Here is a 13,586-nt window from a genome sequence, read left to right as displayed (position 1 = left end):
GATGAAGGTCGTTTCGGTCATCCAGGCGCGCATGTCATCCAGGCGTTTGCCAGGGAAGATTCTCCAAATCGTGCGCGGAAGACCCATGCTCTCCTACTTGGTGGAGCGTCTGCGCCACTGCCGCCAACTGGATGGAATAGTGTTGGCCACCTCCAACGAGGAAAGCGATGACCCGGTCGTGGCATTCGCCGAAACAACGGGCCTGCCGTGCTATCGCGGGCCGCTGGACGATGTTGCCGCACGCCTGTTGGGCGCAGCCGAAGAAGCCGGCGCACAGGGCCTGGTGCGCATCAGTGGCGACAGCCCCTTGATCGACAGCGCATTGGTTGACCGACTGGTATCGGTCTTTCGGCAATCTGATCGTCCCGACCTCGTCACGAACGTCGCAAAGCGAACCTTCCCCAAGGGGCAGTCGATCGAGGTCATATCCGTCGGCGCTCTGCGTACCAGGGTTGCAAACGGGATGACGGCGACCGAAAAGGAGCACGTGACCGAGTGTTTCTACAAGCACTCCGATGGCGCCCGTATCGTCAATGTGGAGCATACGGAGCCGCTCGGCGACATGCAGTTGTCCGTAGATTCGGCGGAAGACATGTCGCGCTTCGAAACCTTGCTCGACATTTTGGGTGAACCCTATTGGCGCCACGGCCTGGCGGAAGTCGTCGCGGCGCAGAAGCGCCTGGATGGAGGCCGCGCATGAAGCCGCTTCGCGCAGGGGTTATCGGGCTGGGTGTAGGCGAACAGCATATCCTTGGCTATCGGGCCGCCGGTGTCGAGGTGGTCGCACTGTGCGACATGAACCCGGACAAACGTGCCGAGGCGAGCAGAAAGTATCCGGAGTGCCGCATCGTCGAATCGGCCGAAGCGCTGCTTGATGCCGCGGATGTCGATGTTGTTTCGGTCGCAAGCTACGACCATCACCATGCGGCGCAGGTCGTTCGCGCAATTTCGGGAGGCAAGCATGTCTTCTCGGAAAAGCCGCTATGCATGAATGAGGACGAGCTCGGCGCGATTCGGGATGCGCTCAAGCGGAACCCCGGCGTTCGCCTGTCGACCAATACGATTCTTCGCATGAGCGAGCGGTTCCGCGATGTCCATGGCCGCGTCCGGGCCGGCGAGCTCGGCCGGCTATATTGCGTCGAGGCGGATTACAATTATGGTCGGCTGCACAAGATTCAGGCGGGTTGGCGGGGTGAAATCGTCGACTACTCGGTAATGCTTGGCGGCGGAATTCACATGGTCGACCTGTTGATCTGGATGGTGGGATCCGCGGTGATCGAAGTCAGTGCGGTTGGCAACAAGGTCTGCAGCGTCGGCGCAGCTTTTCAAACCCCGGACATGGTCATGGCGTGGTTGCGCTTCGACGATGGAACAATCGGCAAAGTCGGAGCCAACTTCGGATGTGTCTATCCGCATTTCCACAAGATAGCGCTCTACGGCACCGAGGGAACATTCGAAAACGGAATTGGAGGTGGAGTTTTGATTCGCAGCCGTGACCCGCAAGATACTCCCCAATCCATCCAGTCCGCCTATCCCGGAGCGGCGAAGGGCGACTTGATTCCGGGCTTCATCGACGCGATTCTCGGCAAGGGCAAGGCGGCGGTCGAGGAAGCGGACGTATTCAGGACGATGTCGGCCTGCCTCGCAATCGACAAGTCCCTCAGAACCGGGAAGCCGGAAGTTGTAGCAACTTATTGATATCGTAAATATTATGAGAAATATTCCATTCGGGAAGCCGATAATCGGCGACGAAGAGCGAAATGCTGTTTTGGAAGTGCTGAAGGGCAGCCAGTTTGTGCATGGGCCGCTCGCAAAGAAATTCGAGACGGATTTCGCGGGCTTTATCGGCGGCGGCCATGCGCATACCGTCGCGTCCTGTACCGCCGGGCTTCACCTTGCCTACGTATATCTCGGTATCGGCCCCGGTGACGAGGTGATCGTACCGGCGCAGACCCACGTCGCAACGGCCCACTCGGTCGAGTACACGGGTGCGCGCCCGGTGTTTGTCGATGTGGACGCGACTACCGGCAACATCGACATCGACGGAATCGAGGCTGCGATTTCACCGCGCACCAAGGCGATCAGCGTGGTGCACTATCTTGGCCTGCCGGTCGACATGGACAAGGTAAATGCCCTGGCCAGGAAGCATGATCTGTTTGTCGTGGAAGACGCCGCCCTGGCATTGGGCGCCCGCTACAAGGGTGTGCACGCCGGATTGATCGGTGATGTCGGCTCGTTCTCGTTCTATCCGGTGAAACACATCACCACGGCGGAGGGCGGCATGTTTACCACGCGTCATGCTGAAGTGGCGGCCAAAGTCGCCCGGCTCAAGGCCTTCGGCTACGACAAAATGGTCGGCGAGCGGGTGGTTCCAGGTTTGTACGATGTCGATCTGCTCGGCTACAACTACCGAATGAATGAAATCGAAGCGGCCATCGGCGTCGAGCAACTGAAGCGCGTCGGCGGATTCCTTGCGAAGCGCGCCGCGAATGATGCAGCCTTGCGCAAGGCGCTCGAAGGCATCGACGAAGTCACATGCCTTGCGCCGGGCGGAGGTGATTTCGAACACGCACACTACTGCCTCGTCGCCGTTCTGGGTGATGCCGTTGCCGACAAGCGATACGACATCATCAACGGCATGCGCGACGTGGGTGTCGGCACGAGCGTCTATTACCCGGGACCAGTACCGCATCTCAAGTATTACCGGGACAAATACGACCTGGGTCGAGTGGAGTACCCCAATGCGGCACGGATCAGCAACCAGTCCATCGCGTTGTCCGTGGGGCCTCACCTCGACGAGGAAGACATGATTTATGTTGGCCGGATGCTTAAACAAGTTCTTGGAGCTATCAAATGATTGACGCGAGTGCATTCAAAGGCAAAGTAGTTGCTCTGGTCGGCGGCGCCGGTTTCATCGGCCACAATCTTGCGCTGGAGCTGAAGGCCCTCGGCGCCGAGCCGCATGTCATCGACGGCCTTCAGGTCAATAATCTCGGTGCTTTCACGAGCGGCCTCAACCCGAGCCCGAACAACAACCTGTATGTGGGGTTCGTCAATCTGAGGCTGGATTTGTTGCGTCAGGCGAAGATTCCCCTGCATGTTGTTGACGCCCGTGACTATCACGTCCTTAGCCCCTGTCTGAACGCGATCAAACCGGATGTCGTCATTCATCTGGCGGCGGTATCGCATGCCAACCGTTCCAACAAGGATCCCTTCAGCACTTTCGATCACAGCATGCGAACGCTCGAAAATGCACTGGATTCCGTAAAGGACCGAAAGCCGCACTTTATCTATCTGTCCTCGTCCATGGTTTATGGCAACTTCGAGGGAGATGCGGTTACCGAAGACAGGCATTGCGAGCCGATGGGCATCTACGGCGCCTTGAAGTATGGTGCGGAGAAGCTGGTCATCGCTTACAACCAGGTGTTCAATTTGCCCTACACGATCATCCGGCCGTCAGCGCTCTATGGAGAGCGCTGTGTCAGCCGCCGCGTCGGACAGGCATTCATCGAGAACGCGGTCCGCGGCAAGTCGCTGACGATCAACGGCGATGGCACGGATGCTCTGGATTTCACCTACATAAAGGATTTCTGCCAGGGCGTGTTGCGTTGCATTGCCAGGCCCGAAGCGCGCAATCAGACATTCAACATTACCTATGGCAATGCCCGGGCCCTGAATGACCTCGCCAATCTGGTAATCGAGCATTTCCCCGGTCTGCAGGTGACTTACAACCCCCGCGACGCCCTGATGCCGGAGCGCGGGACTTTGAGCGTCGAGAAGGCGCGCCGCCTGCTCGGCTACGACCCGCAGTACCCGGTGGACAAAGGCTTCGTTCAGTACATCCAGTGGTACAAGCAACTGGCAGCCGCTCAACCCGAGTTGTTCCGTGAGGAGTGAGGCCGGCAACGTCGCAACGAACCATGTCCTGAAGCCTGATTCCTGGCTGTCGGGTGTAGTGGGTTGCCCTGCCTGGCGAGTTGAGAGCGCGTCAGGCGGCGGAGAGGCTTGGATGAAGCTCCGGACGGGCGATCCCGTTTTTGCCTATGCAAAACTGAAGGTCGGAGATATTGCCGAGGTATCGCAACTGGCCGATGCCGGATTCCGCGTGGTGGATACCGCACTCACGTTCGACAGGCCCGTCTCGGGGCCGCAGTCGAGTCCGCGCGGTCCCGGCATCCGCTTTTCCCGTCCGGAAGATCGCGAAGCCGTGGCACGGATAGCAAGTCGTTCTTTCCGTTTCTCCCGCTTTCATCTGGATCCGTCTTTTCCGAAGCATCTGGCGGACGGCATCAAGTCTTCTTGGGCGGGCAATTACTTCGAGGGCAAGCGCGGCGACGGCATGGTGGTTGCTGAACGCGACGGCGTCCTCGTCGGCTTTCTCCAGCTCCTGTGGACAGAGCCGGGTTGCTTGGTAGTCGACCTGATCGGCCTCGACTCCGCCTGGCAGGGTCAAGGCATCGGCCGCGACATGATTTTGCATGCCGCCCTGCACGGGACGGGTGACGGCCGTGTTCCGGTAGCAATGAAGGTGGGCACGCAGGCTGCCAATACGCCATCGGTCAGACTTTACGAGTCATTGGGATTTCGCCTGACGTCCGCACAATATGTCATGCACTTCCACGGCGCTGCCAAGGAACACGAATGAATATAGGTGACATCGATCTGTCGCGCGAAGTCATGGTTATTGCCGAAATCGGCAATAACCATGAAGGCGACTTCGGGCTCGCCAGGGACATGATCCTCGCCGCCGCCGCCGCCGGTGCGCATGCTGTCAAGTTTCAGACCATTCAGCCTGATCAACTCGTGTCGGCAAGTCAGCCGGCACGGCTGGAGCAGTTAGGCCGATTTGCATTCAGTCGCGACCAGTTTGCCGAGTTGGCAGCGTTCGCCCGTGCGGCGGGAACCGTCTTTCTCTCCACGCCCTTCTCGCCTGAAGTCGTGCCTTGGCTCGATGAACTGGTACCTGCCTTCAAGATTGCCTCCGGCGACAACAACTACGCATCCCTGCTTGCCGCCGTTGCCGCGACGGGGAAGCCGGTCCTCGTCTCCACGGGGATGACGGGCCTGACCGGAATCCGTGAGGCCTGCCGGATCATCGAGAAGGCCGCGCAAGAAAGTGGCCATTCCGCCCAGATTGCATTGCTGCATTGTGTTTCCGCCTACCCGACGCCACCCGGGCAAGCCAATCTGCGTGCCATCAGCACTCTTGCCGATGAAACCGGGCGCGTTGTCGGCTATTCCGACCACACGTTGGGAATCGAGGCGGCCGTATTGTCGGTTGCGCTGGGCGCGCGCATCATCGAAAAGCACTTCACGCTTTCCAAGACACAGTCCGAGTTCAGGGACCACGCCCTTTCTGCCGATCCTGCCGAAATGACGGAACTGGTCCGGCGCGTTCGTCTGGCTCAGGAACTGCTCGGCACCGGAGAAAAGTCGCCGCAGGAAGCTGAAACGCCGGTGATCGCCGCCGCCCGGCGATCAATCGTGGCGCGGCTCGACCTTCCGGCAGGGCATGTCCTGACGGAGCATGACCTTGAGTGGCTGCGGCCCGGAGGAGGGCTGATGCCGGGTCAGGAGAGCGTCGTTCTCGGGCATCGCCTGCTGCGCCCGGTGGTGCGCGGAGAAATGCTCCTGCCGGATATGGTGGCCTGATCATGTGCGGCATTGCCGGTTACTATGGAACGCGCGCGCTGGCACCGGAAGCCCTGGCAAAATGCCTCGACCGCATGGGGCGTCGCGGGCCGGATGGCCATGGTCAGGTCCATCGGGTAACAGGCGGCGAGCGCAACGGCTATTTGCTGCACTCGCGTCTGCGCATCCTCGATCTCGACGATCGAGCCAACCAGCCGTTCGCACGGGGCGGCGGGCATCTCAGCTACAACGGCGAGTTGTACAACTACCTCGAGCTTCGATCGGCGCTGCAGCGGCAGGGCGAGGCATTCACCACCGAAAGCGACACCGAAGTGCTCGCCAGCGTGCTGGCGACACAAGGTGTCGCCGGGCTGGACAACTGCGAAGGCATGTGGGCTTTCGCCTGGCTCGACGACAACGGGCTGCTGCTGTGCCGCGACCGGTTCGGCGAAAAGCCGCTGTATGTATTCGAAGACGATACCGGCGTTTACTTCGGGTCCGAACCCAAGTTCGTTTTTGCCTTGCTCGGGCGCAGTCTTCCGGTCAATCTCGATCATCTGCGTCGCTATCTGGTGAATGGCTACAAGGCTCTCTACAAGACCGGCGACACCTTCTTTTCCGGGCTGAACGAGGTACGTCCCGGCGCCCTGGTGCGTTTCGACAGGCGGGGAGCACGGCAGGATGAGCGGTTCTGGCGACCCCGCTTCGATGTCGCCGACGAGTCGATGACGTTCGAAGATGCAGTGGCGAGCGCCCGCGACGCGCTGGTCGAATCCGTTCGTATCCGCCTGCGCGCGGATGTGCCGATTGCGTTCTGCCTGAGCGGCGGCGTCGACTCGAATGCGCTCATAGCAATCGCCAAGCGCAAGCTGGGCTTTCAGGTTCATGGCTTTACCATCATGAACACCGACGAGCGCTATGAAGAACGGGAGATGGTGGAAACGGCTGTCGCCGAACTCGGCCTGCGGCACACCACGATTCCCGTTGCCCGCCAGGACTTTCTGTCGAATCTGCGTCGGCAGATCAGGTACCACGATTCTCCGGTGTCGACCATCACCTACTATGCCCAATGGCAGTTGATGAAAGCGGTCGCCGAAGAGGGCTACAAGGTTTCCGTCAGCGGCACGGGCGCGGACGAACTGTTCAGCGGCTACTTCGATCACCAGAATTTCTACCTGCAGGCGCTCGCGGCAGACCCGGTTGCCCAGGCGCAAGCCCGTGACAACTGGCAACGGGTAATTGCGCCCGTCGTACGCAACCCGTTTCTGCAGGATCCGGATTGCTTCGTCAAGAACCCGGCGCTGCGCGACCACATCTACCTGGATGCGGATGCCTTCTCGGGTTTTCTGTCGCCGCGCTGGAGCGAAGCGTTTGCCGAGGAGAATTACAGCCGGGTTGCCCTGCGCAACCGGATGAACAACGAACTGTTCCATGAATCGGTCCCTCCGATCCTGCACGAGGACGATCTGAACGCGATGTACTACTCGATCGAGAACCGTTCGCCGTTTCTCGATCGACGCCTGTTCGATGTATGCCAGTCGATACCGACGCGCCATCTGATCCGCGACGCCAGGGCAAAGGCCGTGCTGCGCGAAGCTGTCCGCGGTTTGGCGCCCGACGCGGTCATAGACAATCCGCGCAAGGTGGGCTTCAATGTGCCGATCTTCGACTACCTCGATGTCGCCGATTCGCAGGTCCGCGCCCAGATTCTCGATGACGGTCCCATCTTCGAGCATGTCCGCCGTGGCCCCATCGCCGACTTGATCGACAAGCCGGACCTGCCCAACAGCCAGAGCAAGTTTCTGTTCTACTTTCTCAATGCCCGCATGTTCCTTGAGGAGTTTGGCGAAGGGGCTGCCGCATGAAATGGTGCAACAACTGCCTTCTGCCGGATACCCGCCCCAACCTTCGCATCGAGGCGGACGGCCGGTGTAACGCGTGTCATGCGCACGCGACCAAGCGCGACATCGACTGGTCCGCCCGGGAGGCGGCGTTCCGCGGCGTGGCCGAAACGGCGAAGGCCCGCTCCACCGGCTACGATTGCCTGATTCCGGTCAGCGGCGGCAAGGACAGCACGTGGCAGACCATCAAGTGCCTGGAGTACGGGCTGAAGCCGCTTGCCGTGACATGGAAGACCCCGGGCCGGACCGAGATCGGCCGCCGCAACCTGGAAAACCTGATCTCGCTCGGGGTCGACCACATCGACTACCAGATCAACCCCAAGGTCGAAGCTCGCTTCATGTTGCAGACCTTCGAACGCCTCGGTTCGACCGGAATTCCGATGCATCTGGCCTTGTTCAACATCCCGCTTTCGCTGGCCGTCCGTTTTGCCATACCGCTGGTGGTATGGGGAGAAAACTCGGCTTTCGAATACGGTTCCGCCACCGAAGAGCACACCGGATTCCAGTTGAATGACGCATGGCTGCGCAACTATGGCGTAACCCATGGCACCACGGCTGCCGATTGGGTTGACGCAAAGCTGACGCGCAAAGACCTGACCGCATACTTCGGCCCGTCCGAGGCGGCCCTGAGCCAGGCCGGAGTCAACGCGGTCTTTCTCGGCTACTACTTCCCTTGGGATCCGGACGTCACGAATGCCGTTGCGCGTGCCCACGGCTTTCAGGCTAATGCCGAGGGTGCACGGGTCGGCTACTACGACTATGCGGATATCGACGATGATTTCATATCCTTGCACCACTGGCTGAAGTGGTACAAGTTCGGCTTTACGCGCACCTTCGACAACCTCTCGCTGGAGATTCGCAATGGCCGCATGACGCGGGACCAGGCGCTGGCGATCGTGCGCGCCGCGGGCGACGAAACGCCGCGTGCGGATATCGCCAGGTTCTGCGCTTTCGCCGGCATCGACGAATCGCGCTTCATGGCGATTGCCGAGACCTTTCGCAATACGGACATCTGGAAGCGCGACAGCCAGGGCCGCTGGAATATTCCGGATTTCCTGATACCGGAATGGAAATGGACATGAAGTTCGAAGAGAAGAATCCACCGCGTACCTTCGCCGTCGGCAATGCCGTCAAGTTTCCGATGAAGGACTGCGGCACCCTCCGCCTGGAACCGGACGAACAGGTGACGTTCGTCACCGAGTCCGGCGGCGAATACGACGTCGCCCGCAAGGACTGGGGCTTCTATGCCACGCCATCTCTCAACGGTCGCCTGGAACAGTTCGGCCTGCGCGGGGTTTTGATCCGCAATCGCGGCACCGGGCGCTATTTCGTCCTGCTGGTCGAACGCGGACGTGAAGTCCTGTTCGACGCCTATTGCGAGCAGGAAAACCTCGCCGTGATCGCCTGGCTGGACAGCAGCGCGGCGCTGGATGGGCTAGCGGCGCGCCTGGAGGCCAAGTGAGAGTAAAGCCCACGCTGCAGTGCCCCTGCGAATCCCGGCATCTCGAGCCGGCATTCCAGTACGATGCTCCGCCGGCAGGCGAAACCGCCTTCGAGTGTGCCGAGGGGGCCTACCGGCGCGCCTATTCGCGCTGCGGCCTCTGCGGTCACTGGTTTTCCAAGAACGAGATGGATCTCGGCGGACTGTATGGCGGCGCCTATGTCGACAATACCTACGGGGACAGGATGCGCCAGACCTTCGAGCGTATTCTGGCGCTCCCTCCCGAGCGCTCCGACAATGCGGGGCGCGTTGCCGCCCTGGTCGACTTCGCCGCCCGACACTTCCCCGTCGGCGTTGCGCCGCGACTGCTGGATGTCGGCTCCGGGCTGGGGGTTTTCCCCTGCCGCATGAAGGAAGCAGGCTGGTGCTGCACCGCTCTCGATCCCGACGAGCGAGCGGCCCGGCATGCGCGCGAAGTGATCGGCATCGAGGCCGTCCAGGGCGATTTCATGAAAATCGACTTGTCGTCGATCGGACCTTTCGACGTGGTGACGTTCAACAAGGTTCTCGAGCACGTCGAAGACCCGGTGGCGATGCTCGCCAGGGCGCAGACACTGCTGGCGCCGGAAGGCTTCGTCTATTTCGAGGTGCCCGACGGCGAGAGTGCATCCGCCGAGGGACCCGGACGCGAAGAGTTTTTCATCGAGCATCACCATGTATTCAGCACGGCCTCCGCGGCGCTGCTTGCCGGCCGCGCGGGATTCAATCCGCTGCTCACGCAACGCTTGCGCGAGCCGAGCGGCAAATTCACCTTGCGCGTTTTCGCGACCAAATCATGACGCAATGGCACCGACATACCCCTTTCAGCGCGGACCACGGGCGCGAATGGGAGGAGCGCTGGGAGTACACCCACGGCGATGCCGCCCGCCGAATGTTCGACGTGCAGGTGCGCGCCGGCAAGCCGCTCGACGTGCTCAAGCTGAAGGGCATCGATCTCGGCGAGGTGCGCGACTATGCGGGCTTCCTCGAGACTACTGCGGCCCGTCTGTACGGAGCCGGGGCCGACATCCGGCGCATGACGCAGTGTCCGCTATGTCATGCGCTTCTCGACGGGGTAGCCGTCGAACTGGCCGTGTTCGGCGTACCGTATCTGCGCTGTGGCGGCTGCGGCCATGTAGGCGTCGGAGCGCGGCCCAAGCCCGAAGTGCTGGACGAAGTTTTCGCCGAGTCCGAGGCGCATTCGTCGACCTACATCGATCACAGTGCGATCGAAACCCGCATGACCCAGATCATCGCTCCCAAGCTGGACTGGTGCCTGGAGCATTGCCAGCGGCGGACTGGAAAATCGCCACGGACCGTCCTGGATGTCGGGGCGGGCGGCGGGCATTTCCTGGCCGGGGCGCAGCGCCGCGGGCTGGCGGTGGAGGGGTTCGAGAAATCGCGCGCGTCGCGCGCCTTTGCGCAGGAGGCCTTCGGCCTGGAGTTGCGCGAAGACGATTTCCTGTCGGCCGGTGGTGCACCGGTTGACCTCATCACCTTTTGGGGCCTGCTTGAATACGTGGCACAACCGCGCGATTTCATTGTCGCCGCGTTGCGGCGGCTGAGTCCCGACGGCATGCTGATCGTCGAAGTTCCGCGTGTCGACTCGCTCGGCACGATGGTTCAGGGCATGGAGGGTGCAGTGATCGCGCGGCACATGGATCCCACGACGCACGTCAATGGCTTTACCGATGCTTCGCTATGCACTGCATTGGTCGACGAAGGATTCGTGCCGGTGGCGGCCTGGTACTTCGGCATGGATGCCTACGAAACCTGTGTTCAGGCGGCGCTCAGGGCCGATGATCCCAGGCTGTTCGACGTTCTGGCCGACTTCATCCCGGTGATCCAGCAGGCACTGGACCGCGGGCGGCAGTGCGACGACATCATCGTCGCGGCGGTGCCGGCGCGCTGATCATGACCTGCAAGCCGCTGTTCGTATTCGGCCTGGCGCGTTCCGGGACCAACCTGCTGGCCCGGATGCTCGATCGCCATCCGGACGTAACCGTGGCGCTCGACCCCTATCTGCCGCTGTTCCGTTCACTGCGCAACGCGCTCGTGGCATCCAGGGCTGCGGAAGAGGTTCGGCGTCGGTTTTCCCCGTCTGCGCCGTTCCAGGACTACTACTTCGATTCCGATGGACCGGCGCTGCTCGATTTGATGCTCGCCGGACAAGCGGACCTTCCGCTCGACCAGGATGAATTGCAGGCGCTGCGTCTGAAGACAGGGGAACGCGCGAGCCTGGAATCCCCGACCCTCGGTGCGCAAATGGCCGGACTGGCAGGCAAGGACTACGGGCAACTGTTTCGCAGCGGCCTGGATCTCGTCGCCGGTTTGAAGACCGGTGTGCGCTGGGCAGGCTGCAAGGAAGTCTGGGTGCTGGAGTTCGTGCCACTGCTGGCGCGGCTTTTCCCGGAAGCGCGCTTTTTTGCCCTCGAACGCGATCCGCGGGCCATCGTGGCGTCGTTATTGGCAATGGCCGAGAAGGATCCGACCCAGGCGGCTCACGCACCCTCGTATCTGCGCCACTGGCGCAAGCAGGTAGCGCTGACGCACCGGTTTGCGGCCGACCCCTTGCTGGCCGGACGATTCCGCAGCATCTCCTTCGAGCGGCTCGCCACCCGCCCCGAAGACGAGGCCCGTCAGCTTTGTGACGCCCTCGATGTCGATTTTCATCCGGAAATGCTTCGCCTGTCGGCCGATGGCTGGAAAGGAAACAGCAGCTTCGACCATGGCGGCAAGGATATATACGCAGAAACGGTGGACCGCTGGCGAAAGGTTCTGCCGGCCCGCGTCGTTCAGGCGGCGGACTATCTTTGTGGGCCGGAGATGGCCCTGACCCCATATCGCCCCATCACCTCGCCCAAGGCGAATGAAGTCCTGGCCTACCTTGAGGAAGCCGGACGCGAGACGGGGTCCTGGCGCAGCGACAGCGGCGACTTGCTGGTTGATTTCGGCGGAGAAATGATTCGCCATATGTTGCTCGATACAGGCAGCGAGCCGGACGAGTCCCTGGTGCGCAGATGCTTTTTGTTCAACGGTATTCTCGGCTCGCTGCGCCAATGCGGCGCATGAGCCATTTGTTTGGAAAGGCAAAAAAATGAGCAACGATTTTTCGTATCAGGACTACGTCACCGACAAGACTTTCCTCGATGAATACAACAGCTATCAGGCGAAATACGCAAAGCAGATGCGCGAAAGCGACAAGGTGCTGGTCGGCCTGGTCAGCGAGGTCGTTGCCAAGCACGAACCGGCGAAGGGGAAGCCGAAGCTGCTGGATGTCGGCTGTTCGACGGGAAACCTGCTGTTGCACATGAGAAAGCTTTTCCCCCAGGTGGAACTCACCGGAGGGGACCTGGCGGAGTCTTCGCTGGAGGAGTGCCGGGCCAACCCGGAACTCAACGGCGTTGCTTTCAAGATTCTGGATCTCTTGAATCTTCCCGAGAAGAACGAATACGACGTCATCACGATCAATGCCGTCCTTTACATGATGGAGGACGCCCAGTTCGAAATAGCGATAAAAAACATCGCGGGCGCCTTGAAGCCGGGCGGGACCATGATCGTGTTCGATTTCTTCCATCCCTATCCGCAGGACTTGCACATCATCGAAATGTCGAAAAGCCATCCTGCCGGGCTGCGTCTCCGGTTTCGCCCCATGGGCAAGGTTGAACCCCTGCTGGCTAGTTCGGGGTTCGCTACGCCGGTGTTCCGTCCGTTTACGCTTCCGATCGACCTGCCGCCCACCGGCGGTGAAGGCGATCTCATCACCTATACGGTGCCTGCGGCGGACGGGAGGCGGTTGCCGTTTCGCGGCACCTTGTTCCAGCCGTGGTGCCACTTGTCGGCAACCAAGGTCTGATGCTTACTGAATAAAGGCTTCCTCCGTGCGTTCCAGCAATATTCTCTATACAGAGCACTTCGTCACAACTGCTGCCCGTTGTCAGGCCAATGGTCACCGCAGCGGCATTCTGTGGCTAACCGGGCTGTCTGCATCGGGGAAGACAACGCTGGCGTTCGAACTGGACCGGCTTCTGTTTCAGAAGGGCTGGCGCACATTTGTTCTCGACGGCGACAATATTCGTCACGGACTGTGCGCCGATCTGGGGTTTTCGGCCGAGGATCGGGCGGAGAACATCCGCCGCATCGGCGAGGTCGCCAAGCTGTTTGCGCAAGCAGGTTGCATCGTGATCACGGCTTTCATCTCGCCTTATCGCGCCGATCGCGACCGCGTGCGCGCGATCGCCGGCGACTTGTTCCACGAAGTCCATATTGCAGCGCCGCTGGCGGTTTGCGAGGCTCGCGATCCGAAAGGCCTTTATGGCAAGGCCAGGCGTGGGGAAATCCACGCTTTCACGGGTATCAGTGCACCCTATGAGGAGCCCCTCGAGCCTGAACTCGTTCTCGATACATCGATGACAGATATCAATCAAAGCCTACAGAGTTTGCTCGCATACGTGAGCGCACAATTCACGTTGGATTATTGATATTTCCGTAAAACATGACAACCTTTGAGCACCTGAAGCGTTGTAGCTCCAAGAGTGATATTGGAGAATGTTGTCATGGCGCAAAAACGGCTG

At 60.8% G+C, this 13,586-nt stretch carries 14 protein-coding genes; all 14 read left to right on the top strand.

Annotated elements, in window-relative coordinates; all coding sequences use genetic code 11:
* The first annotated feature begins 1 nt into the window (after nucleotide 1).
* The 14 genes from RMO95_RS14745 (at nucleotide 2) to cysC (ending at nucleotide 13,493) form a co-directional block, all read left to right on the top strand.
* On the top strand, nucleotides 2-700 hold the full coding sequence (locus tag RMO95_RS14745; protein ID WP_310451399.1) for a cytidylyltransferase domain-containing protein: 699 nt from the start codon (nucleotides 2-4) through the stop codon (nucleotides 698-700).
* Entirely contained in the window at nucleotides 697-1,698 is a 1,002-nt protein-coding gene (locus RMO95_RS14740) for a Gfo/Idh/MocA family oxidoreductase (RefSeq protein WP_310451398.1), read from the top strand. Before RMO95_RS14745 ends, RMO95_RS14740 begins: the two co-directional genes overlap by 4 nt.
* Nucleotides 1,699-1,711: 13 nt before the next feature.
* Nucleotides 1,712-2,857: a DegT/DnrJ/EryC1/StrS family aminotransferase gene (locus RMO95_RS14735; RefSeq protein ID WP_310451397.1), complete on the top strand. Its 1,146-nt coding sequence runs from the start codon at nucleotides 1,712-1,714 to the stop codon at nucleotides 2,855-2,857.
* Complete coding sequence (locus tag RMO95_RS14730; protein ID WP_310451396.1) at nucleotides 2,854-3,897, top strand: NAD(P)-dependent oxidoreductase; 1,044 nt, start codon at nucleotides 2,854-2,856, stop codon at nucleotides 3,895-3,897. Before RMO95_RS14735 ends, RMO95_RS14730 begins: the two co-directional genes overlap by 4 nt.
* A gap of 112 nt (nucleotides 3,898-4,009) precedes the next feature.
* On the top strand, nucleotides 4,010-4,645 hold the full coding sequence (locus tag RMO95_RS14725; RefSeq protein WP_310451395.1) for a GNAT family N-acetyltransferase: 636 nt from the start codon (nucleotides 4,010-4,012) through the stop codon (nucleotides 4,643-4,645).
* Nucleotides 4,642-5,652 carry an N-acetylneuraminate synthase family protein gene (locus RMO95_RS14720; protein WP_310451394.1) on the top strand — a complete coding sequence of 337 codons (1,011 nt, stop codon included), beginning with the start codon at nucleotides 4,642-4,644 and terminating at the stop codon, nucleotides 5,650-5,652. Before RMO95_RS14725 ends, RMO95_RS14720 begins: the two co-directional genes overlap by 4 nt.
* 2 nt (nucleotides 5,653-5,654) lie before the next feature.
* Nucleotides 5,655-7,496, top strand: a complete 1,842-nt coding sequence (asnB, locus tag RMO95_RS14715; RefSeq protein WP_310451393.1) for an asparagine synthase (glutamine-hydrolyzing) — start codon at nucleotides 5,655-5,657, stop codon at nucleotides 7,494-7,496.
* Nucleotides 7,493-8,614 carry an N-acetyl sugar amidotransferase gene (locus RMO95_RS14710; protein ID WP_310451392.1) on the top strand — a complete coding sequence of 374 codons (1,122 nt, stop codon included), beginning with the start codon at nucleotides 7,493-7,495 and terminating at the stop codon, nucleotides 8,612-8,614. The genes asnB and RMO95_RS14710 overlap by 4 nt, the downstream gene beginning before the upstream one ends.
* Entirely contained in the window at nucleotides 8,611-8,994 is a 384-nt protein-coding gene (locus RMO95_RS14705) for a hypothetical protein (RefSeq protein ID WP_186411613.1), read from the top strand. Before RMO95_RS14710 ends, RMO95_RS14705 begins: the two co-directional genes overlap by 4 nt.
* Nucleotides 8,991-9,812, top strand: coding sequence for a class I SAM-dependent methyltransferase (locus RMO95_RS14700; RefSeq protein ID WP_310451391.1), 822 nt, complete (start codon nucleotides 8,991-8,993; stop codon nucleotides 9,810-9,812). Before RMO95_RS14705 ends, RMO95_RS14700 begins: the two co-directional genes overlap by 4 nt.
* A 92-nt stretch (nucleotides 9,813-9,904) precedes the next feature.
* A complete protein-coding gene (locus RMO95_RS14695; RefSeq protein WP_310451390.1) occupies nucleotides 9,905-10,924 on the top strand; it encodes a class I SAM-dependent methyltransferase in 1,020 nt (339 codons plus the stop codon).
* 2 nt (nucleotides 10,925-10,926) lie between these two features.
* Nucleotides 10,927-12,084 (top strand): sulfotransferase, encoded by a 1,158-nt coding sequence (locus RMO95_RS14690; protein WP_310451389.1) that lies wholly within the window; start codon nucleotides 10,927-10,929, stop codon nucleotides 12,082-12,084.
* A gap of 25 nt (nucleotides 12,085-12,109) precedes the next feature.
* A complete protein-coding gene (locus RMO95_RS14685; protein WP_310451388.1) occupies nucleotides 12,110-12,868 on the top strand; it encodes a class I SAM-dependent methyltransferase in 759 nt (252 codons plus the stop codon).
* A 25-nt stretch (nucleotides 12,869-12,893) separates the two neighbouring features.
* Nucleotides 12,894-13,493, top strand: coding sequence for an adenylyl-sulfate kinase (cysC, locus tag RMO95_RS14680; RefSeq protein WP_310451387.1), 600 nt, complete (start codon nucleotides 12,894-12,896; stop codon nucleotides 13,491-13,493).
* The last annotated feature ends 93 nt before the right edge of the window (nucleotides 13,494-13,586 follow it).

Source organism: Sulfuritalea sp. (genome assembly GCF_031426875.1).
In the GTDB taxonomy this organism is placed as follows: domain Bacteria; phylum Pseudomonadota; class Gammaproteobacteria; order Burkholderiales; family Rhodocyclaceae; genus Sulfuritalea.
Note: the sequence above shows the minus strand (reverse complement) of the source record. Positions and strands in the feature narration are given on the sequence as shown.